We start from the raw sequence: 25,153 nt of genomic DNA on the forward strand, positions 1-25,153 counted from the left end.
AATAATTCTCCTTTTCATTAAAATTTTAAATTAAAAAAAGATAACAGTGTTATCTTTTTTTAATTTAATTAACCATGAATTGGTTTATCAATAATTCCGTGCGCCGCTTCCATCACAACTTCTGATAAAGTTGGATGAGGATGAATTGTTTTTGCCAACTCATAAATTGTTCCTTCACTAACCATTGTTGTTGTCACTTCCGTAATCATATCCGTTGCTGTTCCCGAAATAATATGAGCCCCATAAATCTCACCAGTTTGTTTATTGGCTAAAATTTTAGCAAATCCCGTTATTTCACCATCAGCTAATGCTTTACCATTACCCGATAAAGGAAACTTAAAACTACTAAACGATAATTGTTTATCTTGACATTGTTGCTCTGTTAAACCAACACTAGCAATTTCTGGAAACGAATAAATACAACTCGCAATATAATCCATATCCATTTTACTATTCTTACCTAAAATATTTTCCACCGCAACAATTCCTTGTGCTGATGCCACATGAGCTAACATCTTATCAGCAGCGACATCACCAATAGCATAAATATTTTCCACATTAGTTTGACAACGGTCATTAATTTTAATATTTTTTCTAGGTCCTAATTCAAGATTTAATGCTTCTAACCCCTTAATTACAGGAACTCTACCAACAGAAATTAATATAAAATCACTAGTAAGTTGCTTTTCTTGTCCCGATTGCATAAACACTAATGTTTTATCTTTAATCGCTGTTATTTTAGCATTAAGTTCAAGCTTAACGCCCATTGATTTTAATACTTTTGTCATTTCTAAACTAATATCATTATCTAATAATTCTAAAATCTTATCCACTCCTTGAACAATGGTAACTTCTGTTCCTAAAGTACTAAATAAACAAGCAAACTCAATGCCAATAACACCGCCACCAATAATTGTTAATTTTTTAGGAATTTCTTTTAATGATAAAATTTGCCGACTAGTAATTAAAAAATTATTTTCTTTCGCTTCTTTAAAACCAGGTAAATCTAAAACTCGTGATACCGAACCAGTAGCAATAATTAAATTATTACCAGCATATCTTTTACCATTAACTTCCACAGTATTTTTATCAATAATCTTAGCTTCACCAAATACTTTTTCAACTTGGTTTTTTTTCAATAAATGTTCAACACCTTGGGTTAATTTTTTAACAACCCCAGATTTTCTAATTTGCATTTCATCTCAATTAGGTTTAATTGTTGTCGCATTAACATCAACACCATAACTTTTAGCATGCTTAAAATAATTTAAAACTTTAGCACTTTTTAATAATGCTTTTGTTGGAATACAACCAATATTTAAACAAACACCACCTCATCATTGTTTTTCAATAATAAGGGTTTTTAAACCAACTTGGGCTGCTTTAATGGCAGCCACATAGCCACCAGGACCACCGCCAATAATAATTACATCAAATTTATCCATTTATTTTCTCCTTAATATGAAATTAGCAATGAAGTTGGTGCTTCTAATAATTTCTTTAAATGCAACATAAATCTTCCAGCATCAGCACCATCAATTATACGATGGTCAATTGATATTGATAACGGTAATAAATCATTAACAACAATATTGCCACTGTCATCAACAACCGGTGTTTTTTTAATTGCCCCAATACCCAAAATCGCTGCTTCGGGATAATTAATAACTGGCGTTCCAAAATCTAAACCAACAGAACCATAATTAGTAATCGTAAAAGTTCCATCTTTCATTTCCGAAGGAATTAATTTCTTATTTCTAACTCTGGCAACTAAGTCATTGTAAACAACAGCTAAATTAAAAATATCTTGTTGATCAGCATCTTTAATAACAGGAACAATTAATCCCGCATCAGTATCAGCAGCAATGCCAATATTATAATAATTATGATAAACAATTTCTTCTGTTACTTCATCTAATCGGGCATTAATTATTGGAAATTCTTTTAAAGCCATCGTAACTGCCTTAATAAAAAATGGCATATAAGTTAATTTAAAATCAGGTTTAATAACTGTCGTTTTTAATTGTGCTCGTAATTGCACTAAAGCAGTAACATTTACTTGTGTCATTAAACTAGTATGCGGAATTGTAAATACTGAATTTTTCATTGCTTTAGAAATTGCTTTTCTGGTTGGTGTCATTTTTACCCGCTGTTCTGCTTGTGATGCTGGCTTTGAAGAAAAATCATCACCACGAGATTGCATTGGTGGAACAACCGCTAACGGTTTTTCTGTTACTAATTTTGATGATTTAGCTTCACTAGATAAAGAATGCCCACCGACTAAATCTTGTTTTAATACTCTGCCGTTAGGACCTGTCCCCTTAATAGTTGTAATATCAATCCCTAATTCACGAGCCATTCTTCGTGCTAATGGTGTTGCTAATACTTTCTTATTTGATTTTTCAGGATTAGTTTCCATCACATTTGATAAAACTTGTTTATTAATAATTTCTTCTGACTTATTAGATGAAGGAACATTATTACTAGGATTACTACTAGCAAAGACATCACCGGCCTTAATAAATATCGCCAATTGCAAAATTAATTTGACCAATTTTACCATCAAATTCAGCAACTATTGGTTGAGAAAGTTTATCTGCTTCTAACTCAAATAAATCTTGACCTTTTTTAATATCATCGCCAACCTTAACATAAATTTGTGTTATTTGACCTTCATTAATATCACCATCAAGACCTAAAAATTTAAATTCTATCATATCTCTACTCCTTTCTCACTTAAGCTAAATATGTCATCATTGTTTTTACTTTATCAATAATTCTTTTTTCAGTAATTTTAAATCAATGTTCACCTTGATATAAAGGAACAGTCACATCATAACCTGTTAATCTCGCTGGCGGACATTGTAAATATTCAAAACATTTTTCATTAATTGTCGTAATAATTTCTGAAGATACTGAAAAAGATTTAACTGCTTCATGCGCTACTAATATTCTTCCTGTCTTTTTAACAGAAGCAACAACTGTTGCCTCATCTCACGGATGAATTGTCATTAAATCAATTAATTCAATTTTCATTCCTTCTTGTTGCAATTTAGCAACAGCAGCTTCACAATCATAAACTAACGGTCCATAAGTAACAATTGTTAAATCAGGATTATCACTCGCTTCTCATTTAGTAATTTGTTTTGCCTTACCAATTTCAATTGTATAATGCCCATCAGCAACTTCTTCTTTGGGCGTATAATAATTTCTTAACGGTTCTAAAAATATTACGGGATCATCACATTCCACTGCAGCTAACATTAATCCTTTAACATCACTAGGTTTAGCCGGAATAACAACTTTAAAACCAGGCACATGTGCAAACATTGCTTCAATCGCTTCAGAATGATGTTCCAAACCTTTTAAACCTCACAAATTAACTGGCATTCGGATAACCATTGGACAAGTAAATCTTCCTCTTGTACGATTACGAAACCGAGCTATATGGCAAAATAATTGTTGAAACGCCGGATAAGCAAACCCTTGAAACTGTAATTCTACAATCGGACGAAGTCCATTAAAAGCCATTCCAGCAGCAATTCCTACTAAACTAGCTTCAGCAATTGGCGCATCAAAACAACGATTTTCACCATGTTTCTTTTGTAAACCTCTCGTTGCCCGAAAAACGCCACCAACAAAACCAACATCTTCACCATAAGTAACTATTGTCTTATCGCGTTCCATTGCAATGTCTAATGCATTAGTTAATGCTTGAATATTACTATATAGTGCCATTAGTTATTACCTTCCTTTGCAAAATATGCTTGTGCCTCTGCTAATTGTTCTTCTAATTGCGGTGTCATTTTTGCATATGTATATTGAAAAATATCTGCCAATTTTGTATCTTTTTTATTCATTGCACTATTAATTTCATTACGAATTAATACTTCATTTTCAACATCTAATTGTTTTTGTTTGGTTTCATCTCATTTTTTATTAGCAATTAAATAATTTCTTAACCGGTCAAGCGGATCTTTTTTTAATCATTCAGCTTCTAATTGCGGATCATAATAATCTTTTTTAATATCCGATGCTGAATGAGCAAAACGCCGATAAGTAATTGCTTCAATAAAGGTTGGCCCTTCACCAGCTTTTGCACGAGCAATTGCTTTTTCAACCATTGCATAAACTGCAAAAAAATCATTGCCATCAACTTGCGCACTAGCAATCCCAACACCCACACCTCTAATTGCTAAAGATGCCGTTGCTGATGCTTTTTTTCGCGGCGTGGTTAATGACCACTGATTATTTTCCACCATAAAAATTACGGGTAATTTATGAATCGCAGCAAAGTTCATTGCTTCATAAACTTCACCTTCACTCGTTCCCCCATCACCAATCGTAGTAATAACAATACCATCACTTTGTTTAAACTTTTCAGCAAACGCAATTCCGGTTGCATGGGAATATTGAGTCCCAATCGGAATATTAACTGGTAAGACATTAATATCTTCGGGAACTTTACTTCCTGCTTCATTTCCTAATCAATACAAGTAAATATTTTCAATCGGAAAACCAGCTGTAATTCAAGCAGCATTATTACGATATGCCGGAACTAATCAATCAATTCCTTTTCGTAAATGAATCGCATACCCCACTTCGGTTGCTTCTTGTCCTGCTGATGCTAAAAAATTAAGATTTTTACCACCCTCACTAATTTCAGTTTGAATTTCTTCTTGTTTTCTTGATAAACACATAAAACGATACGCTTTTAGTAATAATTCATCACTAATTTTTGGCATCAAATCAGGCTTAACAATTTCACTTTTTTCATTCATAATTTGAAATACTTCAAACTTCAAATCACTATAATCATTAAACATTTAAATAATTCCTTTCTTAAATTATTAAATCAATAATTTCCGAAGCAATAAAATTAACTCCAAAAATTTCTTCAATATTTATATTTTGCAATTGCCCAGCAATATGCTCATAATCATACTTACAACCAACTAACTGTTGTTCAATAATCTCAGTACCATAATAACCCATAAAATCACCAGAAATTTTAATATCAGTAATAATACCAGCATTAACATTTAAACCAACAGTAACAGTTCCTTTATGCTCATAAAGTTTCTTATTTTGAATTTGAAATTTAGGAGCAATACCATAATTCCATTCTCACGATGCATACTTCGCTATTGCTAATTTATTAATTTCCTCCAATTGTTCAGAAGATAAAATAACCTTTTTATTTTCTCCTTTTAATAACTCAGTAATAATCAAAGCTTTAAATTCCATAATCGTAATTTTATCTTTTAATAGCGGTAAAATATTAGTAACCCGTGCTTGCACAGACTTAATCGCCTTAGACTGCATCTTTAATGGATCAACATTAAGGTATGCCCCTAACTTTAACAAATCCACATTAAAAAGAACTGTTCCATGATGTAATATTTTATTACTATTTGCATACTGAGCATTACCAGAAATCTTTTTACCAGCAATTAAAATATCATTTTTACCAGAAAATTCAGCATATATTCCTAATTTTTGCAAAACACTAATTATTGGTTGCAAAAAATGATAATAGTTATTAACAACATTTGAACTTCGTTTTTTTATAAAAGAAAAATTTAAATTCCCTTCATCATGATACACAGTACCACCACCAGATAATCGGCGAACTACTTTGACATTATCCGCTTTTACTTGCTTAACATTAATTTCTTCATACGCATTTTGATTACGACCAATAACAATTGTATTATCATTTTGTCAAAGTAATAAAATATCATCATCATTCGGATAATTTTTCATTAAATATTCTTCAAGAGCTAAATTAAAATAAGGATTTTTACTATTATTTTCAATATAAATCATAACTAAAATTTATTCTTAATTATTATTATTTTCATCAACTGATTGATGAAAATAATCCATCCCTAATGCTTTTAAACTTGCTAAAGTTACAAAATTATATGGTTTATTAAAATGCGGTAAAAAGAAAATATCTACTAACGGTAACTCATCAATCGTTAAACCTTTCATAATTGCCAAAGAAAACATATAAATAACTTCCGTATGATTTGCTTTTGAAGCAATTTGTGCCCCAATAATTTTTCTAGATGCTTTTTCTCAAACAATTTTAATTTTTACCTTAACATGCGGTTCTAAAAACTCAGGACGATCATTATCTTCAAAAAATACTGTATCAACATCCATCTGACTCATTTTTGCTACTGTTTCGCTAACACCAACACCCGCCATTTTTCAGCCAAATACTGAAATCGCATTCGCAGCTTGAAATCCCGGACTTGTTAATGAATTATCCCTAACGATATTAAAAGCAGTCACTAAACCCGTTCGTACCGCAGTTGTTGCTAATGCAATATTAGCATTTTCTTTTGTAGCATTATTATGAACCGCAACGCAATCACCAATGGCATAAATATCAGGGTCACTAGTTTGAAAATAACTATTAGTTTTAATCGCTCCCCTTGCTCCTAATTCAACAACATCTTTTAAAATCTTTGTTTCGGTATTAAAACCTACGGCTCAAAGTACCATATCAACAGCATATTCATTTTTATCAGTAATTACTTTAGTAACAATACCATTTTCTTTAATAAACTCTTTAACAACTTCACCTGTACGAATAATAACACCTGCTTTTTCCATACTTTGTTGAACAGGTGTTGTAAACTCTTCATCATAATATCGTGGCATAATCCGATCTTCAATATCAATTAAAGTTACCTTTTTATTATTATGACTAAAAGCTTCAACTAATTCAATCCCAATATATCCAGCACCAACAACAACATTTTTAATTGCTGAATTATCAATTATTGCTTTAATTTGTTTTGCATGTTGAAATAATTTAACAATATTAACACCAGCACTAACTGTACCATCATCATTTTTAAGTCCCGGAATTGAAGGAATAATTGGTCAAGTACCAACACCAATAACTAACTTATCATAAGTGTCAAAAAACTCTTCATTTGTTTCTAAGTTTTTGATTAAAACTTTCTTTTCTTTATTATTAACAGCCAAAAGTTCATGTTTCATATGAACTTCAATACCTTCTGATTGTAACAATTCTGGCGTTGCATAAAATAGGCCATCAGGTTTACTAATTTCACCACCAACTCATAAAGCAATTCCACACCCTAAAAAAGAAATATTGTCATTACGATCGTATGCTACAATTTTAATATCCTTTTTATCTTGTTTACTTAAATGACTTAAGGTTCTAACTAAGGTAGTCCCTGAATGGTTAATACCAATAGCAATAACTTTCATCGTCTTTTGACTCCTTCTATAATTTTATTTGTTTCTAAGTTTCTAGTTATTTTTCATGATAATTATTAAAATAGCTGAATTATACTTGTAAGTGCAAGTAAATAAAATTGCAAAAGATTTCATATAAAAATTTCATGATGCTAAGTTTATTTTAGAAAAAGTAAATTTAAGGAGTTTTTATATGGGATACAAACATCTTGGCATAGATGAAAGAATTTATATTGAGAATCAATTGAAATTTAAAGTAAAAATTAGTGAAATAGCTAAAAATCTTAATCGAAGTATTAGTACTATTAATCGAGAAGTTAATAGAAATAAAGATAATAATCATTATTTTTCATTAATTGCACAAAATAAAGCAGAAAATAGAAAACAATTACATGTTTATTTTCATAAATTTAAAAATAGAGAATTAGTAAAATATGTACAACAAAAATTATTATTAGGTTGATCGCCTGAACAAATTTATGGCAGAATTAAAAATTTTCATCAAGAATGAATTATTAGTTTTAAAACAATTTACAATTGAATTTATTCTGGATTACTTGAAAAGGTTACTAGTAAAAATTTAAGAAGAAAAGGTAAGAAACGAAAATCTCAAGAAAATCGGGGTAAATTTAATGGTAAATCCATTAAAGAACGAAATGTTAATAATCGCATAACTCTTGGCCATTGAGAAGGTGATACTGTAGTATCATCACGAGGTAAAAGTAAATCATGTTTAATAACTTTAGTTGAAAGAACATCAAGATTTACTTTAGCAATATTAGTTGAAAATAGAACTACTAAAGTTATTAACAAAAATATTAGTCATTATTTATCAATTCTTCCAAATAATCTTGTTAAGACTATAACATTTGATAGGGGTAAAGAATTTGCTAATTGACAACAACTTGAAAAAAATTTAAATGTGAAAATTTATTTTGCTGATGCATATTCACCTTGACAAAGAGGTACTAATGAAAATACTAATGGTTTAATTAGAGAAAAATTTCCTAAAAAATTTAATTTTTCAAACACTACTAAAAATGCAGTTCATAAATTTATATTGTCTTTAAACCAAAGACCAAGAAAAATACTAAATTATCTTTCGCCAATCGAATATTTGGTTAGAAAAATAATTTAGTTGCACTTAACTTTACAATTTGGCGTATTAAAAATGTCTAAACAAGCTTTGGGTTGTCATCCAGCGGTGCCAAAACCAGTCTTTAACTTTGTCGTACAAACTTTTCCCGGACCAATACCAACTTTAACACAATCAGCTCCTCAAGAAACTAAATCTTGTGCTGCTTCAACCGTAGCAATATTTCCCGCAATAACAAATGTTTGTGGTAAATGAATTTTAATGTATTTAAGCATCTTTTCCATATATTGCGAATGTCCATGAGCAATATCAATAGTAATAAAATCAGGAATTAAATTTTTTGCTTTCAATTCATCAATGACATTATAATCCTCTAATTTAATTCCCAAACTAATCGAACTATAAAGATTTTGGGCTTTCATTTTAGCAACAAAAGCCACATTATCAAACTCAAAACGATGCATAATGTAAAAATAATTATTTTTAGCTAAAAATAATGCCATTGTTTCACTAATAACTGTTGTCATATTAGCAGGAACAATTGGTAACTTAAATTTAAAGTTACCTAACTGCACACTGGCATCACAGTCTTTCCTTGATTCAACAATACATTTTTTAGGTAATAACCGAATATTTTCAAAATTATAATATTCTCTTTTCATACTTTTCTCCTTAAACATTAACTACTATTCTCAATTCATTGATGAATCATTTTACAATATTGCTCATAGTTTTTACTTCATAGTAAATCATGCGCATCATCAATGAAATATAGTAAATGAGCCCCCATTAACTTTTTAATTTTTTTTTGATTACTAAACGGATGATTATTACTTTGTAATAATAAAACTTTTTTATTTGAATTTTTAAGTTTTCAATACGATTTATTAATTAAAGAGTTCATTTGTAACCGATATCATAATAAAAACGGCTTATTTTCAAAATATTTCTTAATTTGTAACTGATAAGTTTTATTCTTACTAATTAATTTCTCCACCAAAACAACTGGTAATTTAACATTACGATCAAATCAAAAACCATACAACGAAATAAATTTTGTTTTCAAATCACTATCAAGATAATTAGGATTACTAATTATATTCAATAATATTATCCCAGTAACCGATACTTTATTACTAAGACAAGATATAATATTAGCACCTAATCCCTGTCCAAGCAAATAAATTTGTTGATGAGGATATTTGCTATTAAATAAATTAATAATTGTTACTAAATCTTTAATATTACTTCCTAATGTTACTTTTTTATTAGCGATTTCATTATGATGATATCGTAAATCAAACGCTAGAAAATTATACCCAATTTTTTGAAAATAATCAATATAAAACTTAAAATCGGTCGCGTTTAGTTTTCTTAGGTATTGCTTTGAAGAAGTAAAACAATCAGCTAATTATATTATTTAATTACTAAACTAACCCTGCCTTTCCTTGTTATTGTCATTTTTATTCATGATTATTTTACCATATTATTGAATTTTTACACACTAAAAATTATTAATATTATTAAATTTTCACTAATATATATTAATTTTATATTTTTACTTACTTAAATCTATTATATTTATTTGTTACAGCATTACCTTTATAATTAATTCAACTATCATCATTTTTATTATTATATTTATTTCATAATGAATTTTTATATATTTCTTTTCTGATTTCTATTTCTGAATTAATATTTTCATTAATATAATAGACTTGGTACATAACTATAACATTTTATGCCGACTAAACTATAAAATTCATTTTTATCTTTGTATTTATCTAACATTTGTATTTCATCTAAAAAATAATTATCAAAATAGTAGATAAAATTAAAGGTTATGTACCAAGTCTAATGTAATACATTTAATTTGTTTAAATTTGCCATTCTTAACTGTAATAAGTTATTTAAATTCTTATGATTATATATTTTTGCTCCATATCCTAATTGTTGTTTTACTAAATGTGATACATCACTCTCGATGCTACAACCGATATTTCATTAGACTTGGTACATAACCTTTAATTTTATCTACTATTTTGATAATTATTTTTTAGATGAAATACAAATGTTAGATAAATACAAAGATAAAAATGAATTTTATAGTTTAGTCGGCATAAAATGTTATAGTTATGTACCAAGTCTATTAAAATAATTTTTTACAACAAAAATCATACATAAGAAATATATACTTAATTTGCATATTGAAATAATTTATAGTAAATGACTATTTTTTCTTTTTTAAAAAATACCTAAGAAAACTAAACGCGACCGTTATTTTGTTTTAATTTTTATTTTGTTTAGTGTTATGATAGCATTAATAGTGGAAAATACATATAGAGGAGACTAGAGATGTTACAAGAATTATTAGAAAAAGCGAAAATCGAATTACAATCATTGGATAATAAACGCCGGTTAATTTTTCCTGAGGGTACTAATTCAAAAATTCAAGAAGTAGCACTCAAATTAAAAAGTGATAATTATATTGAACCAATTTTATGTTGTGAAAATAAGATAGATATTCCTAAAAGTTTGTTAGGAGCAGGTATTAAAACGATTGCGATTGATGATAGTTTAACTGATGAATTAGCCCAACAGTTGTTTACAATGCGTAAAAATAAAATTACTTTAGACTTGGTACATAACTATAACATTTTATGCCGACTAAACTATAAAATTCATTTTTATCTTTGTATTTATCTAACATTTGTATTTCATCTAAAAAATAATTATCAAAATAGTAGATAAAATTAAAGGTTATGTACCAAGTCTTTTAGAAAAAGCTCAAGAATTAGTTCAAGAAACTAACTATTTTGCAACAATGCAATTAAAGAATAATAATGCTGATTGTTTGTTAGGGGGGATTGAGTATGCAACAAAAAATATTTTAGTCCCAGCATTACAAATTATTAAAACGACAAAAGATGTAGGAATTGCATCAAGTGCTAATTTACTAGTTAAAGATAATCAACGGTATGTATTTACTGATATTTCTTTAAATATTGACCCAACTACTGAACAATTAGTAAGTATTACAAAATCAGCAATTAATTTAGCTCATAAATTGGGCATAACATCGCCACAAGTAGCAATGTTATCTTTTTCTACTGCTAATAGTGCTAGTAGTGATTCGGTTATTAAAGTTCAAGAAGCAACAAAGATATTACAAAAAGAAAATTTAGATGCTTTAATTGAGGGTGAGATGCAGTTTGATAGTGCTTTGTTAGAAGAAGTACGAATGAAAAAAATGCCTTATTCAAAGATGAAAGGTAGTGCGGATATTTTTGTATTTCCTAATTTAGATGCTGGTAATATTGGTTATAAAATTGCTGAACGATTAGGGCAATATCATGCTGTTGGACCAATGATTTTAGGTTTAAATCAAGTTGTTAGTGATTTATCACGCGGGTCAACAGTGGAAGATATTTATTTGACAGCGATTTTAACAGCTTGAAGATCAATTTAAAATATTAATGAAAGGAAATAAAATGATGCTATCTAATTTAAAGAAAAAAATTTTAGTTATTAATGCTGGTTCAAGTTCAATTAAGTTTCAGTTATATGAAATAACAACAAATAAAGAATTTAATCCAATTTGTAAGGGATTAGCAGAAAGAATTTTTGTTGATGGTAAAACGACGATTAAATATAATAATAATGAATTTGTTAGTGATACCCCGTTATCAAATCATAATGTGGCCGCAGAAGTTATTTTAGAACTTTTAAAATCACAAAATGTGATTCAAAATTTTAATGAAATTATTGCTGTGGGGCATCGCATTGTTCATGGCGGTGAAAAAATCAAAGAAAGTGTCTTTGTTAATGATGACATTACAAAGATAATTGCCGAAAATATTAAGTTGGCACCGTTACATAATCCTGCGGGGTTAAGTGCTTTAAAAGCATTTCAAGCGGTTGCTAACTGTCCGCATATTGCTGTTTTTGATACAACATTTCATACCACAATGCCAAAAATAAATTATATTTATCCCGTACCATATAATTGATATACTGATTATAATGTTCGAAGGTATGGATTTCATGGTATTAGTTATCATTATATTATTAATAAACTAAGTTTGATTATTAATAAACCGGTTAGTAATATTAATGCGATTGTTTGTCATTTAGGAAATGGTGCTAGTATTTGTGCAATTAAAAATGGGAAATCATATAATACATCAATGGGATTTACACCCTTAGCAGGATTAATGATGGGTTCTCGTAGTGGTGATATTGATCCAGCGATTCATCAATATATTGCTGAACAATTAAATTTAGATATTGTTGGTGTTGTTAATAAACTAAATAATGAATCTGGTTTATTGGGAGTTAGTCAAATTTCTTCTGATACGAGAGAAGTTAGTCAGGCTGCTAAGGATGGTAATAGTCAAGCACAATTTACCTTGGAATTATATGCTAAAAGAGTTGTTGATTATATTACTCAGTATCAAAATGATTTGGATAATAAGGTTGATGCGATTGTTTTTACGGCTGGTGTTGGTGAAAATAGTGCTTTAATTCGCGAAATGATTATTAAAAATATTAAAACTATGCCATTAGATTATAATCGTGGTAAGAATAACCAATCATATGATGATTATTTACAAATATCTAATGATTTGAGTTCGGTGGCGATTTATGCGATTCGAACTAATGAGGAATTAATGATTTGTGAAGAGACATATCGGTTATTAAATAATATTAATTAAATTAACATATTTTATAAAAAAACTGAAATTAATCAGTTTTTTTGTTTATTAAAGATTTTATTAGTATTTTAAAGTATGATAAAATTAATAATGTTATAGGCGAGAAATTAGAAACTGGAGCGATATATATGAAGTTTTTTAATAAATATAAAAGTGTTTTAAAAAGCATTAGAGCTGATGTTCAAGAAATTTTAAATCTAGATTTAGAAATGCAAGAATTATCTGCTGATAGTTTAAAAAATAAAACTAATGAATTTAAAAAGCGATTGGAAGCGGGTGCCACTATAGATGATATTTTAATTGAAGCTTTTGCTGTGGCGCGTGAAGCAACGAGAAGAGTTTCGGGATTACATGCTTTTGCTGTTCAGTTAGAAGGCGGTATTGTTTTACATAATGGTGATGTTGCGGAAATGCGAACTGGGGAAGGAAAAACTTTAACAGCGATTATGCCAATGTATTTGAATGCTTTACTTGGTAAGGGCGTTCATATTGTTACTGTTAATGAATATTTAGCACAGCGTGATGCTGAAATTAATGGAGCGGTGTTAGAATTTTTAGGTTTAACAGTTGGTGTTAATTTAAGAGATTTAAGTAATGACCAAAAGCGAAAAGCTTATTTGTGTGATGTTACATATACTACTAACTCGGAATTAGGATTTGATTATTTAAGAGATAATATGGTACATACTTATGATGAAAAAGTCCAACGCGGGTTGAATTTTGCAATTGTTGATGAGGCGGATTCAGTTTTAATTGATGAATCAAGAACACCGTTAATTATTTCTGGTGGTTCTAAAAGTCGTGAACCTTTATATGAAAATGCTGACCGGTTTGCTAAAAGTTTGGATAAAAAGGCAGATATTAAAATTGATTTAGAAACTAAGCAGGCAGCTTTAACAATATCTGGTGTTAAAAAGGCAGAAAAACATTTTGGTGTTAAAAACTTGTTTAGTTTGGAGCAATCAGAATTATTTCATCATATTTTAAATGCTTTAAAAGCTGTTCATGTTTTTACGAATGGGATTGAATATGTTGCTCAAAATGATGAAATAATTTTAGTTGATCAATTTACGGGGCGATTAATGCCAGGAAGAGCTTATAGTGATGGTTTACAACAAGCTTTACAAGCTAAAGAAGCAGTTACTATTGAACATGAAACAACAACGCTGGCAACAATTACTTATCAAAATTTCTTTCGCTTATATAATAAATTGAGTGGGATGACAGGAACAGCAAAAACGGAAGAAGAAGAGTTTATTAAGATTTATAATATGCGAGTAATGGAAATTCCTACTAATCTTCCAATCGTGAGAAAAGATGATACGGATTTAGTTTTTGCATCACAAAATTCTAAATATAAGGCTTTACTTAAAGAAGTTAAAGAACGACATACCAAAGGGCAACCAATATTAATTGGAACAGCATCAATTACAACATCTGAGGAAGTATCAAATATTTTAAAAGAAGCTAAAATAGCTCATAATGTTTTGAATGCACGAAATCATGTTCAAGAAGCAGAAATTATTGCTGGTGCGGGACAAATTGGTGCTGTTACAATTGCTACGAATATGGCAGGAAGAGGTACTGATATTAAGTTAGGTGCTGGTGTTATTGCTTTAGGTGGTTTGGCTGTTTTAGGTACGGAACGAAATGAAGCGAGAAGAATTGATAATCAGTTACGGGGTAGAACGGGGCGTCAAGGAGATCCGGGTTATTCACGATTTTATCTTTCAGTAGAGGATGAATTAATGCTTCGTTTTGGTAGTAAAAAATTACAAGGATTATTTAGTCGTTTAGGCGATGACCATATTCAATCAAAATTGTTATCACGAAGTATTACTAATGCTCAGAAAAAAGTTGAAGGATTAAACTTTGATACTAGAAAGAATTTGTTGGATTATGATAATATTTTAGCTCAGCAAAGAGAAGTAATGTATGAACAACGGGATGCAATTTTACAAACTAAGGTTTATGCTCCATTAGTTGAAAGAATGATTTTTACTGTTAGTGGTGATTTATTGGATATTTTTACAAAAGAGATTAATAAAGAAATTATGATTGATTTTGTTAGTTTAGTAAAAAGTTTAGAAACAAAGTTAATTAATAGTAATCATGAATTAGATGCTAAAGAATTACGATCAATGACACGGCATGATGCTGTTTTAGCAATTAGTCGGGTAATTTTTAATCACTATGAGAAAACTATTGAAAATATTCCAGAAGTGATGTTATGAAAAATTGAAAATCAAATTATTTTACAAGCTTTTGATCATCATTGGACAGAACATATTGATGGTGCTAGTAAATTAAGAACGGGAATTTATTTACGAAGCTATGGACAGTCAAATCCATTACATGCATATATTGATGAATCAGCTCAATTATTTAATCGGATGCGAATTAATATTGCTCATCAAGTAGTTATTAGTTTATGTAGTTTAGAAATTGGTTCTGATATTGATGATGGTATATCCGATGAGGTAATGGAGGCTATTGAGAGGACAAAGGCAAAGCAAGGTGGTTAGGAAAAATTTTTATGTTTAAATTAGTTGCTGATTTTAAGCCAGCAGGTGATCAACCAAAAGCAATTGCGAGTTTAATCCAAGGAATAAAAGAAAATCAACAATTTCAAGTATTATTAGGAGCAACGGGTACGGGAAAAACTTATACGATTGCTAATGTTATTGCTAAAATTAATAAACCAACTTTAATTTTGTCACATAATAAAACCTTGGCAATGCAATTATATGGTGAATTAAAAGGCATGTTTCCTGAAAATCGGGTAGAATATTTTGTTTCTAACTTTGATTTTTATCAACCAGAAGCATATATGCCAAAAACGGATACATATATTGATAAGACAGCAAAATCTAATAGTGATATTGAAATGATGCGGTTAAGTGCGATGAATGCTTTAGTTACTAGAAAGGATGTTATTGTTGTAGCATCAGTTGCTGCGATTTATGGTGCACAAGACCCTGACGAATATAAAAAATCTTTTTTTGAAATTCGTAATGGTCAAAAAGTTGAAAGAAAAGCATTATTATATTTTCTTGTTAATTCTGGTTACACTCGTAATGATTTAGAAATTCGTCCGGGAATGTTTACGGCAAAAGGTGATGTTATTAAGTTAGCACCGGGTTGAACGGATGAATTTTATTTACGCATTGATTTATTTGATGATGATATTAATGAAATTGCTAAGATTGATGTTTTAACTGGTAAAGTAATTGAAAGATATCAATCTTTTACAATTTTTCCTGCTCAGGACTATATTACTTCTAAAGAAAGATTAGCAAAGGCAATTACTAGAATTGAAGCAGAATTAATAAAATATTTAGAAGTTTTAAAGGCTAATAATCAATTATTGGAGTATCAAAGGATTGAACAAAGAACTAATCATGATTTAGAAGCATTGCAAGAGTTTGGTATTTGTAGTGGTATTGAAAACTATTCACGACATTTAGATTTAAGAGATAAAGATGTGCCACCATATACTTTAATTGATTATTTTGGTGATGATTTTGTAACTATTATTGATGAATCCCATATTTCTTTACCACAAGTTAGAGGAATGTTTAATACTGATCGGAGTAGAAAACAAACATTAGTTAATTATGGTTTTCGCTTACCGAGTGCCTTAGATAATCGGCCATTAAATTTTACAGAATTTATGAATAAATTAAAAACGGTGATATATACATCAGCAACTCCTGGTGATTTTGAATTAAATCAAGTTAATTATCAAGTGACGGAACAAATTATTCGTCCGACAGGTTTAGTGGATCCAACGATTGTTGTTAAACCAACAATGAATCAGATTGATGATATTATTGAAAATATTTTAGTGCGAAAAGAAAATTGTGAAAGAGTATTAATTACCACTTTAACAATTCGACAAGCCGAAGATTTAACTACTTATTTGCAAGAGCGAAATATTAAAGTAGCATATTTGCATAGTGAATTAAAAACTCTGGATCGTTCAAAGATTTTATTAGAACTAAGAAAAGGGGTTTATGATGCTGTGGTAGGGATTAATTTATTACGCGAAGGCTTAGATATTCCTGAAGTTTCGTTAATTTGTATTTTAGAAGCTAATAAGCAAGGATTTTTACGCGATGCGCGGTCATTAATTCAAACTATTGGTCGGGCAGCAAGAAATGTTAATGGTAATGTTATTATGTATGCTGATACAATATCGGATGCAATGCAAAAGGCGATGGCTGAAACGCTACGCCGAAGAAATGTGCAAATTGCTTATAATAAAGAACATAATATTATTCCTCAAACAATAAAGAAAAAGATTGATGATTCGTTATTTGCTAATAAATTATTACAAGAATTTAATATTGTTAATAAAAGAAAGTCTAAAGATTATGTTGCAACAAAAACGCAAATCATTAATGATTTGCGAAAGGAAATGTTAGTCGCAGCAAAAGATTTACAGTTTGAACGAGCGGCACAGTTACGAGATTTAATTTTGGAATTGGAAACCGAATAAGATTAAATATTTCATTGTTCTTTTTCAAAGATTTCATCAACTTGCCGATAAAGTTCTTTTGTGGAGTCATTATTGATGATTTGATAATCAATAACATCTTTATAAGTTTCGTAATCATTTTGTTGTTGACTAATCTTCATAATTTCTTCAACAGTAAGGTTATCGCGTTCAATAATTCGTTTAACACGGGTTTCTCAATCGCTATTAACAAAAATAATTTTATTAACGAGTTTGTTTCATTTGGTTTGTAAGATGACTGCGGCTTCAACAATAATTAATGTCTTATCACTGTGATTTTTAATTTGTTGTTGGAGACTTTTTTTTAGTAGTGGTCACATAATGTTATTAAGTTTTAGGCGTTCTTTGGAGTCATTAAAAATGATTGCTCGGAGTTTTTTAGTGTCTAATTCATTATCAGTAAACGCAACACTTCCAAAGCGTTTTTTGATGGTTTTTATTACTTTGGGAAGGGTTCTTACTTCTTGACTTAGAATGTCCATATCAATACAATAGGCACCTTTTTTTTGCAAATATTTACTAACAATACTTTTTCCGCTACCGATTTTTCCTGTGATGGCAATAATTAGCATTTTGTTCTCCTTAGTTTAATTTTTAACTTTACAATTTACATTATAATTGATTTTATGGAAATATAATAGTACTTTATATTTTATCGTAAATTCACTATAATATATATGGATATATCAATTGATATAAGACAGAGGTGGCATTTTGCCTGAGAGATACTCTTGGAACTTGAACTAGGTAATACTAGCGGAAGAAGTCTTGTATATTTTAAAGTATATTAGATTTCTTGCTATCATTAAGGAGGTTAAAAAATGATGCAAGAAGTAAATAAGACTAATCAAATTTATCGTTGAATTTTAATGTTAATTAATGGAATTTTTTGTTTCTTAATTGTCGGAGTAATAATTTTGATAACGATAAGTTCGGAAGAAAAATTTTTAAGCATTTTTTCTTCTAATGTTAGGAATACACAATTAATTAATAATAAAATTGTCTTATTTATTAAAATTGCAGTTATTGTGATTTTATTATTATTTTTAGTTGCTAGTTTAATATTAATTTGGTTATTAAGTTGGCAAAAAATAATAAAATCTAATGTTGATTTTAAAGTGATTAAAAAACAATGCTTTAAAATTTACCATTGAAAAACATTTGATTTAGTATTAATCGCTTTTTTTGTTAGTTTATCATTAATTTTTGATTATCTGATGATATTTTTTCCTAAATTACCAATGGGGGGCAGTATTGGTTTAAAATATTGACCCGTATTTTTAATTGCTTTCGTTACTAGTTTTTGACACGGAATTGTAACCGGTGGTATTAGTGCTTTAATTTCGTTAATTATTATTCCCCAAGGAGCAATTATTAATCCTTGACAATATTTACTAGATTATTTTATTCCTATGATTATGCCTTCTTTAATAGGAATAGTGAATATTAATTTTAAAAAGCGGTTTAATGCTAACATTAAAATTTCCTTTATAATAACAGTTATTTGTATTATTATATATATATGCAATGTATTATCGGGAGTATTATATTTTGGTAATTATGCGTGAGATGGTTTTAGTATTTGAGGTTATGCATTAATATATAATTTAATTTATGTTTTTATTTTTGTGTATCCTTTAATGATATTATCATTGCCGTTATTATTTAGAGTATTAATGCCGTGAAAAGAAAAATATAATGATCAAATTAATTAGCATTTGCTAATTAAATATTGGAGGTGATTTGATGGATGATGCAACAAAATATATTATTGTTAAAGGAGCTAGAGAACATAATTTAAAAAATGTTGATTTAACAATTCCTAAAAATAAATTAATTGTTTTTACTGGCGTTTCTGGTAGTGGAAAGTCATCATTAGCCTTTAATACGATTTATGCTGAAGGACAAAGAAGATATATGGAGTCACTGTCGGCTTATGCCCGACAATTTTTAGGTAATAGTGAAAAACCTGATGTTGATTCTATTGAAGGATTATCACCAGCAATTTCTATTGATCAAAAAACCACTAGTAATAATCCTCGTAGTACTGTGGGCACGGTGACGGAAATATATGATTATTTACGATTATTATATGCTCGTGTGGGGCTACCATACTGTATTAATGGTCATGGTTTAATTAAAGCAATGACAATTAAGGAAATGATTAAACGATTAAAACAAATAACAACGGAAGAACGCATTGAAATTTTGTCGCCAGTAGTTATTGATAAAAAGGGGACGCATTATGAGTTGTTTTTAACTTTACGACATGAAGGATTTTTACGGGTTAAAGTTAATAACCACGCTTATTCGTTAGATGATGATATTCAATTAGATAAAAATAAACGGCATAATATTGATATTGTTGTTGATCGCATTAAATTAAGTGATGATGATAATGTTTGATCTAATATTCATGATAGTTTAGAAAAATCATTAAAATATAGTAAAGGATTAGCAAAAGTTGTTCTTGTTAATAGTAAAGAACAATTATTATTTTCGCAAAATCATGCGTGTAATCAGTGTAATTTTACCATTCCGGAGTTAGAACCCCGTTTATTTTCTTTTAATGCGCCAATGGGGGCTTGTTCTGAATGTAAAGGTATTGGGATTCGCTTGGAAGTTGATGAAGATTTATTATTTCCTAATCGTAATCTTTCAATTAATCAAGGTGGGATTGAATTTTATAAAAATTTTATTGGTGGTGATACTTTAGAATGACAGAAATTAAAAATTATTTGTAAAGAATATGGTATTGATTTAGATCAACCAATTAAAAATCTTAGTGATGAACAAATTAATTATTTAATGTATGGTAGTGATGAACAATTAAATTATACTTTAGTATCTAGTAATAATAATACTTATAAAAGTTATGACTATATTGAAGGTGTTGCTAGTATTATTGAACGACGCTTTGTTGAAACTGTTAATGAAATGCGTCGTGAATATTATCGGAAATTTATGAGTGATAAAACTTGTTGGTCTTGTAAAGGGGCACGACTAAATCCTAAAGCATTATGTGTTAAAGTAGGAACGATAAATATTAATGAATTTACTAATTTAGATATTGATGAAAGTTTGGATTATATTCTTAGTTTGAAATTATCAGAACAACAACAAGAAATTGCTAAGTTAGTTATTAATGAATTAGTAAATCGTTTAAGTTTTTTAAATGATGTTGGTTTACGATATTTAAATTTATCAAGACCAGCCCAATCATTATCTGGTGGCGAAGCGCAACGAATTCGTTTAGCAACGCAAATTGGTTCAAAATTGACAGGAGTATTATATGTATTAGATGAACCTTCAATTGGTTTACATCAGAAAGATAATGACCGCTTAATTAAAACTTTAAAATCGTTACGAGATTTAGGAAATACCGTTATTGTTGTTGAACATGATGAAGATATGATGCATCAAGCTGATTGGCTTGTTGACATTGGTCCTAAAGCTGGTAAATTTGGTGGCGAAATTATTGCTGTGGGAACAATGGCAGATATTATCGCTAATGAAAAGTCAATTACAGGGAGATATTTATCACATCAAGAAACGATTACAATTCCAAAAAAGCGCCGAAGTGGCAATGGCAAGAAAATTATTATTATTGGAGCAAGAGAAAATAATTTAAAAAATATTGATGTTACTATTCCTTTAGGAAAACTTATTGTTGTTACAGGGGTTTCTGGCAGTGGAAAATCAACTTTAGTAAATGAAGTGTTATATAAAAATCTGTTACGAAATTTAGGACAAAAGGTTAATCGTCCGGGTAAACATCAAAATATTAAGGGAATGGATAATATTGATAAAGTTGTTAATATTTCGCAAGAACCGATTGGAAGGACACCGCATAGTAATCCAGCAACTTATACTTCAGTTTTTGATGATATTCGTGATTTATTTGCTGCGGCGCCATTAGCTAAAACTCAAGGTTATCTTAAAGGAAGGTTTTCTTTTAATGTTCGTGGTGGCAGATGTGAACGCTGTCAGGGAGCAGGAATTATTAAAATTGCGATGCATTTTTTACCAGATGTTTTTGTTACTTGTGAAATATGTGAAGGAATGCGCTATAATGATGAAACTTTACAAGTTAAATATAAAGGGAAAAATATTTATGATGTTTTAAATATGTCAGTTATTGAAGCGCAAGTGTTTTTTGCAAATATTCCAAAAATTAATGTTAAATTGCAAACCTTACTTGATGTTGGTATGGGATATATTAAGTTAGGACAACCAACAACTCAATTATCTGGCGGGGAAGCGCAAAGAGTTAAATTAGCGACTTACTTACAAAAAAGAGCAACTGGAAAAACACTATTTATTTTAGATGAACCAACAACAGGATTACATATTGATGATGTTAAAAGATTATTGTCAGTTCTTAGCCGTATTGTTAATAATGGTGATACTGTTCTTGTTATTGAACATAATTTAGATGTTATTAAGTTAGGTGATTACATTATTGACTTAGGACCTAATGGTGGGAAGTATGGTGGGGAAGTAATTGTTACAGGAACACCAGAGCAAGTAATTAATAGTAATAAAAATTCATATACGGCTGAATATTTAAGAAAAGTTTATCAAATTAATGATAATATTAAATTAAATATAAAGTAGGTGACTATTAATGAAAATTCGTTTGAAAATAGCAATAATCATTTGTTTAACAATATCACCAGTTGTAGTTATTGTGGCTTGTAATAGTGCTAGTGATGAAACTGGTGATGTTGCTGAAGCAATTAAAGCATTGGAAAATGTTGTTTTAAATGAGATTGATTTGGGGTTAGTTAAAGAAAATCAAGATATTAAAGAACAAGTCATTGATAATTTATTAATTGATAATGTCATTGAAGCTCCGCTTGATAAAGTAACTGATTTACGAATTATTTTAGATACTGATAAAATAATTAGTGATGATGTTTTTGTTGTTGAGAAAGATATTGAATTTAAAGAATTTTTTGTGCTTTTAATTGGTAAAACTATTGGAACAAAGCCACAACAAATTACTGTTAGTCGGAAAGTAAAATTTGTGTTTGAAATTGAAAATCCAGAGTTATTAGCAGCGCAAAAAGCACTTAATGAGGTTTCATTAAAGGAGATTACGATTTCGGAGTTAGTTATTCGTGGAAGTAATATTACGACTTTAATTGCATCAAAAGTTCAAGAATTAATTGCTTCAATTCAAAGTCTTGATTTTACAGATTTATCATTTGCTTTAAAAGATAAAGTCATTCCGGCGCCTAATGCTGGTTTACTTATTAATATTGGTGTTAGGTTAATTGCCAAAGCAAAAGATTCTGAACAAAGCCGAGTTAGAAGTGAAAAAACGGTAATGGTTAATTTTACTAATATTAAAACCCAAGCTGAGGATGATGCTGAGAAAATAATGGCAGCAAGAACGGCATTAGATAGTATTGTGTTAAAAGAAATCGTTTTTAGTGAAAGTTTTATTATTGGGAAAAATATTACGGTGACATTAGCTAGGTTACAAGAAACAATTGCTGGTATAGTAAGTAGTGATTTTGCTAATTTAAAAATTGCTTTTAAAAGCGGGGGTTCAAGTTTTATTTATCAAGTTGCTGATTTGACGACGACCTCATTTATGATGGATGTTATTATTAGTGCTAATGCTAAAGATAGTAAGAAAACATTAGTAAGTAATCCTACTAAGAAAGTAAAAGTTAAATTTACACCGATACAACATCCTGCGCAAGTTGAAATTGATAATTTAGTTTTAGAAGCAATTACTGTTGATGATTTAGTAATTCGTGGTGATGATATTAAGGCAGTCATTAATGCTAAGTTGTTAGCGATGAGTACGACAATTAAAGGGAAAGAATTTAAACAATTACAAATAATATTAAAAGATAGTACACTTATTGCTCCTAGTAGTGGTAATAGTTTAAGTGTAAAGGGTCGCGTTTAGTTTTCTTAGGTATTTTTTAAAAAAGAAAAAATAGTCATTTACTATAAATTATTTCAATATGCAAATTAAGTATATATTTCTTATGTATGATTTTTGTTGTAAAAAATTATTTTAATGTTGTTTTTATAAGCATTTTACTTAGTTTTTATAACCTTTTATTAAGAATATGTTTGTTAATATTAAATATTTTGTTTTATTAATTATTTTTCAAGTAAAAAGGTAATAAATTTTTAGTTGCTTTTCTTTCAAAATTATTCAAATCTTTACCCACCTAACAAAACTTTATGCGCCCGTGTTAAAGTTATTCTGACAGCCAAAGCAAATTTAGATAATACAACAATTACTAATGATAAAAAAGCAGTAACCGTTAATTTTGCTGATATTAAAACAAGAGATGAAGATAATAAAGAAAAGATTAAACAAGCCCAAAATGCTTTAGATAGCCTAATATTAAAAGATATTAATGTTTCGGGTACTTTCTATATTGGTCAAGAAATAAAAATTAGTGCTACTAAATTGCAAGAAGCAATTGCGGGATTGACAAATATTAATTTTACTAATTTGACAATTGCTTTTAAAAATACTGATAGTTATCAAGTAGTAGATTTAACAACTAAGTTTTTCAATTTGGATGTTGTTCTTACTGCTAAGGCAAAAGATACTAATGTAACGGTTGTTAGCAATACAACACAAAAAGTGAAGGTTAATTTTACAGCGATTGTTAATCCTGAACAAGCAAAAATTGATGCCGCGCAAAAGGCGTTAGATAAATTATTATTAAAAGACTTTTCATTGCAAACAAAAATTTTGACAGATGCTAATGTGATGAAGTTGATTAGTTTAGAGTTAAAAAGTGCTATTAGTGGTTTAGAAAGTAATGATTTTACTAATTTAACTATTGAATTGAAAGATAAGACAAAAATATTATCATATGCAGAAGCAAAAGAAAAATATGAAGCAGAGGGAACGAGTGTTCCTGTTGATGTAATTGTTAAGGCTCATGCTAAGGATAAAAATAAAATGGAAGTAACAAATGATAAATATACTGTTAAAGTTGATTTGGCGATTTTTATTGCACAAGAGGAACTTAATATTTCGTATCTTAAATTGGCTTTACAATTTTTAAATTTAAAAGCAATTACTTTAGCAGGTAATGTTGTTCGTGGTGAAGATGTTACTTTAAAAATTAAAGAAATTTTAAATGATGCGATTAAAGATGTTTATGATCCAGCGACTTCAAAAGTTATTGCTAATTTACAAATTGCTTTGAAAGATGCGACGATTGTTTTAAAAATTCCTTTGACTGGTAATAGTATGGAAATTGATGTAATTATTAGTGCTACTAATAAAAATGGTTCGGTTAATCGCGTGCCGATTGATGATAAAGTTATTGTTAATTTTACTGTTAAATAACTCAAAATTTTTATTTAACTTGTAATAAATGTCGTTAATGAATTTAATTTATAAAATAGACTTGGTACATAACTATAACATTTTATGCCGACTAAACTATAAAATTCATTTTTATCTTTGTATTTATCTAACATTTGTATTTCATCTAAAAAATAATTATCAAAATAGTAGATAAAATTAAAGGTTATGTACCAAGTCTAATATAAAATATGAATGCATCTTAAAGAGATGCATTTTTTAAT

The 25,153-nt window shown here is 29.0% G+C and carries 21 protein-coding genes and 1 riboswitch; of the genes, 10 read left to right on the top strand and 11 right to left on the bottom strand.

Features of this window, described 5'->3' with window-relative positions; translation table 4 throughout:
* Nucleotides 1-68: 68 nt before the first annotated feature.
* From lpdA to ACFEL5_RS00765, 7 genes are read right to left on the bottom strand one after another with little or no spacing between them, the layout of a single operon-like run.
* On the bottom strand, nucleotides 69-1,445 hold the full coding sequence (lpdA, locus tag ACFEL5_RS00735; protein ID WP_375315461.1) for a dihydrolipoyl dehydrogenase: 1,377 nt from the start codon (nucleotides 1,443-1,445) through the stop codon (nucleotides 69-71).
* Between the two features lie 11 nt (nucleotides 1,446-1,456).
* Nucleotides 1,457-2,533 carry a dihydrolipoamide acetyltransferase family protein gene (locus ACFEL5_RS00740; RefSeq protein ID WP_375315462.1) on the bottom strand — a complete coding sequence of 359 codons (1,077 nt, stop codon included), beginning with the start codon at nucleotides 2,531-2,533 and terminating at the stop codon, nucleotides 1,457-1,459.
* Entirely contained in the window at nucleotides 2,517-2,717 is a 201-nt protein-coding gene (locus ACFEL5_RS00745) for a biotin/lipoyl-containing protein (protein ID WP_375315463.1), read from the bottom strand. Before ACFEL5_RS00745 ends, ACFEL5_RS00740 begins: the two co-directional genes overlap by 17 nt.
* A gap of 19 nt (nucleotides 2,718-2,736) precedes the next feature.
* Nucleotides 2,737-3,738, bottom strand: a complete 1,002-nt coding sequence (locus ACFEL5_RS00750) for an alpha-ketoacid dehydrogenase subunit beta (RefSeq protein WP_375315464.1) — start codon at nucleotides 3,736-3,738, stop codon at nucleotides 2,737-2,739.
* Complete coding sequence (locus tag ACFEL5_RS00755; protein ID WP_338968126.1) at nucleotides 3,738-4,826, bottom strand: thiamine pyrophosphate-dependent enzyme; 1,089 nt, start codon at nucleotides 4,824-4,826, stop codon at nucleotides 3,738-3,740. Before ACFEL5_RS00755 ends, ACFEL5_RS00750 begins: the two co-directional genes overlap by 1 nt.
* 16 nt (nucleotides 4,827-4,842) lie before the next feature.
* Entirely contained in the window at nucleotides 4,843-5,829 is a 987-nt protein-coding gene (locus ACFEL5_RS00760; protein ID WP_338968129.1) for a lipoate--protein ligase, read from the bottom strand.
* Between the two features lie 15 nt (nucleotides 5,830-5,844).
* Nucleotides 5,845-7,254 (bottom strand): FAD-dependent oxidoreductase, encoded by a 1,410-nt coding sequence (locus tag ACFEL5_RS00765; protein ID WP_375315465.1) that lies wholly within the window; start codon nucleotides 7,252-7,254, stop codon nucleotides 5,845-5,847.
* A 181-nt stretch (nucleotides 7,255-7,435) separates the two neighbouring features.
* Here ACFEL5_RS00765 and ACFEL5_RS00770 point away from each other — a divergent pair, with 181 nt between their 5' ends.
* The gene (locus ACFEL5_RS00770; RefSeq protein WP_338966716.1) at nucleotides 7,436-8,380 is read left to right on the top strand and encodes an IS30 family transposase; all 945 of its coding nucleotides are present in this window, start codon (nucleotides 7,436-7,438) and stop codon (nucleotides 8,378-8,380) included.
* On the opposite strand, the gene ACFEL5_RS00775 is transcribed toward ACFEL5_RS00770, so the two are convergent.
* From ACFEL5_RS00775 to ACFEL5_RS00785, 3 genes are all read right to left on the bottom strand, one after another.
* Complete coding sequence (locus ACFEL5_RS00775; RefSeq protein ID WP_375315466.1) at nucleotides 8,377-9,000, bottom strand: IMP dehydrogenase; 624 nt, start codon at nucleotides 8,998-9,000, stop codon at nucleotides 8,377-8,379. The two genes, ACFEL5_RS00770 and ACFEL5_RS00775, sit on opposite strands and share 4 nt — an antisense overlap.
* Nucleotides 9,001-9,017: 17 nt before the next feature.
* Nucleotides 9,018-9,518: a hypothetical protein gene (locus ACFEL5_RS00780; RefSeq protein WP_342278098.1), complete on the bottom strand. Its 501-nt coding sequence runs from the start codon at nucleotides 9,516-9,518 to the stop codon at nucleotides 9,018-9,020.
* A 382-nt stretch (nucleotides 9,519-9,900) separates the two neighbouring features.
* The gene (locus ACFEL5_RS00785; protein WP_375315036.1) at nucleotides 9,901-10,065 is read right to left on the bottom strand and encodes a hypothetical protein; all 165 of its coding nucleotides are present in this window, start codon (nucleotides 10,063-10,065) and stop codon (nucleotides 9,901-9,903) included.
* 628 nt (nucleotides 10,066-10,693) lie between these two features.
* Between ACFEL5_RS00785 and ACFEL5_RS00790 the strand changes: the two genes are divergently transcribed.
* The 5 genes from ACFEL5_RS00790 to uvrB all read left to right on the top strand — a co-directional run bounded on the left by ACFEL5_RS00790 (nucleotide 10,694) and on the right by uvrB (nucleotide 17,554).
* Nucleotides 10,694-11,089 (top strand): phosphate acyltransferase, encoded by a 396-nt coding sequence (locus tag ACFEL5_RS00790; protein WP_375315467.1) that lies wholly within the window; start codon nucleotides 10,694-10,696, stop codon nucleotides 11,087-11,089.
* A 73-nt stretch (nucleotides 11,090-11,162) separates the two neighbouring features.
* A complete protein-coding gene (locus ACFEL5_RS00795) occupies nucleotides 11,163-11,807 on the top strand; it encodes a phosphate acyltransferase (protein ID WP_375315468.1) in 645 nt (214 codons plus the stop codon).
* A 7-nt stretch (nucleotides 11,808-11,814) separates the two neighbouring features.
* A complete protein-coding gene (locus ACFEL5_RS00800; protein WP_375315469.1) occupies nucleotides 11,815-13,053 on the top strand; it encodes an acetate kinase in 1,239 nt (412 codons plus the stop codon).
* A 128-nt stretch (nucleotides 13,054-13,181) separates the two neighbouring features.
* Nucleotides 13,182-15,578 (top strand): preprotein translocase subunit SecA, encoded by a 2,397-nt coding sequence (gene secA / locus ACFEL5_RS00805; RefSeq protein WP_375315470.1) that lies wholly within the window; start codon nucleotides 13,182-13,184, stop codon nucleotides 15,576-15,578.
* A gap of 11 nt (nucleotides 15,579-15,589) precedes the next feature.
* Nucleotides 15,590-17,554: an excinuclease ABC subunit UvrB gene (gene uvrB / locus ACFEL5_RS00810; protein ID WP_338966853.1), complete on the top strand. Its 1,965-nt coding sequence runs from the start codon at nucleotides 15,590-15,592 to the stop codon at nucleotides 17,552-17,554.
* A gap of 2 nt (nucleotides 17,555-17,556) precedes the next feature.
* Here uvrB and coaE read toward each other — a convergent pair whose 3' ends face one another.
* Nucleotides 17,557-18,144, bottom strand: a complete 588-nt coding sequence (coaE, locus tag ACFEL5_RS00815; RefSeq protein ID WP_375315471.1) for a dephospho-CoA kinase — start codon at nucleotides 18,142-18,144, stop codon at nucleotides 17,557-17,559.
* A 120-nt stretch (nucleotides 18,145-18,264) separates the two neighbouring features.
* Nucleotides 18,265-18,354: riboswitch (TPP riboswitch) on the top strand.
* 39 nt (nucleotides 18,355-18,393) lie between these two features.
* On the opposite strand from coaE, the gene ACFEL5_RS00820 reads away from it, so the two are divergent.
* From ACFEL5_RS00820 to ACFEL5_RS00835, 4 genes are all read left to right on the top strand, one after another.
* Nucleotides 18,394-19,287, top strand: a complete 894-nt coding sequence (locus ACFEL5_RS00820; protein ID WP_342189716.1) for an energy-coupled thiamine transporter ThiT — start codon at nucleotides 18,394-18,396, stop codon at nucleotides 19,285-19,287.
* Nucleotides 19,288-19,318: 31 nt separating this feature from the next.
* Nucleotides 19,319-22,189, top strand: coding sequence for an excinuclease ABC subunit UvrA (uvrA, locus tag ACFEL5_RS00825; protein WP_338966846.1), 2,871 nt, complete (start codon nucleotides 19,319-19,321; stop codon nucleotides 22,187-22,189).
* A gap of 10 nt (nucleotides 22,190-22,199) precedes the next feature.
* Nucleotides 22,200-23,498, top strand: a complete 1,299-nt coding sequence (locus ACFEL5_RS00830) for a hypothetical protein (protein WP_375315472.1) — start codon at nucleotides 22,200-22,202, stop codon at nucleotides 23,496-23,498.
* A 234-nt stretch (nucleotides 23,499-23,732) separates the two neighbouring features.
* Complete coding sequence (locus tag ACFEL5_RS00835; protein ID WP_375315473.1) at nucleotides 23,733-24,911, top strand: hypothetical protein; 1,179 nt, start codon at nucleotides 23,733-23,735, stop codon at nucleotides 24,909-24,911.
* Nucleotides 24,912-25,153: the final 242 nt, after the last annotated feature.

It is taken from the genome of Spiroplasma endosymbiont of Tipula paludosa (assembly GCF_964264785.1).
GTDB lineage: Bacteria > Bacillota_I > Bacilli_A > Mycoplasmatales > Nriv7 > Nriv7.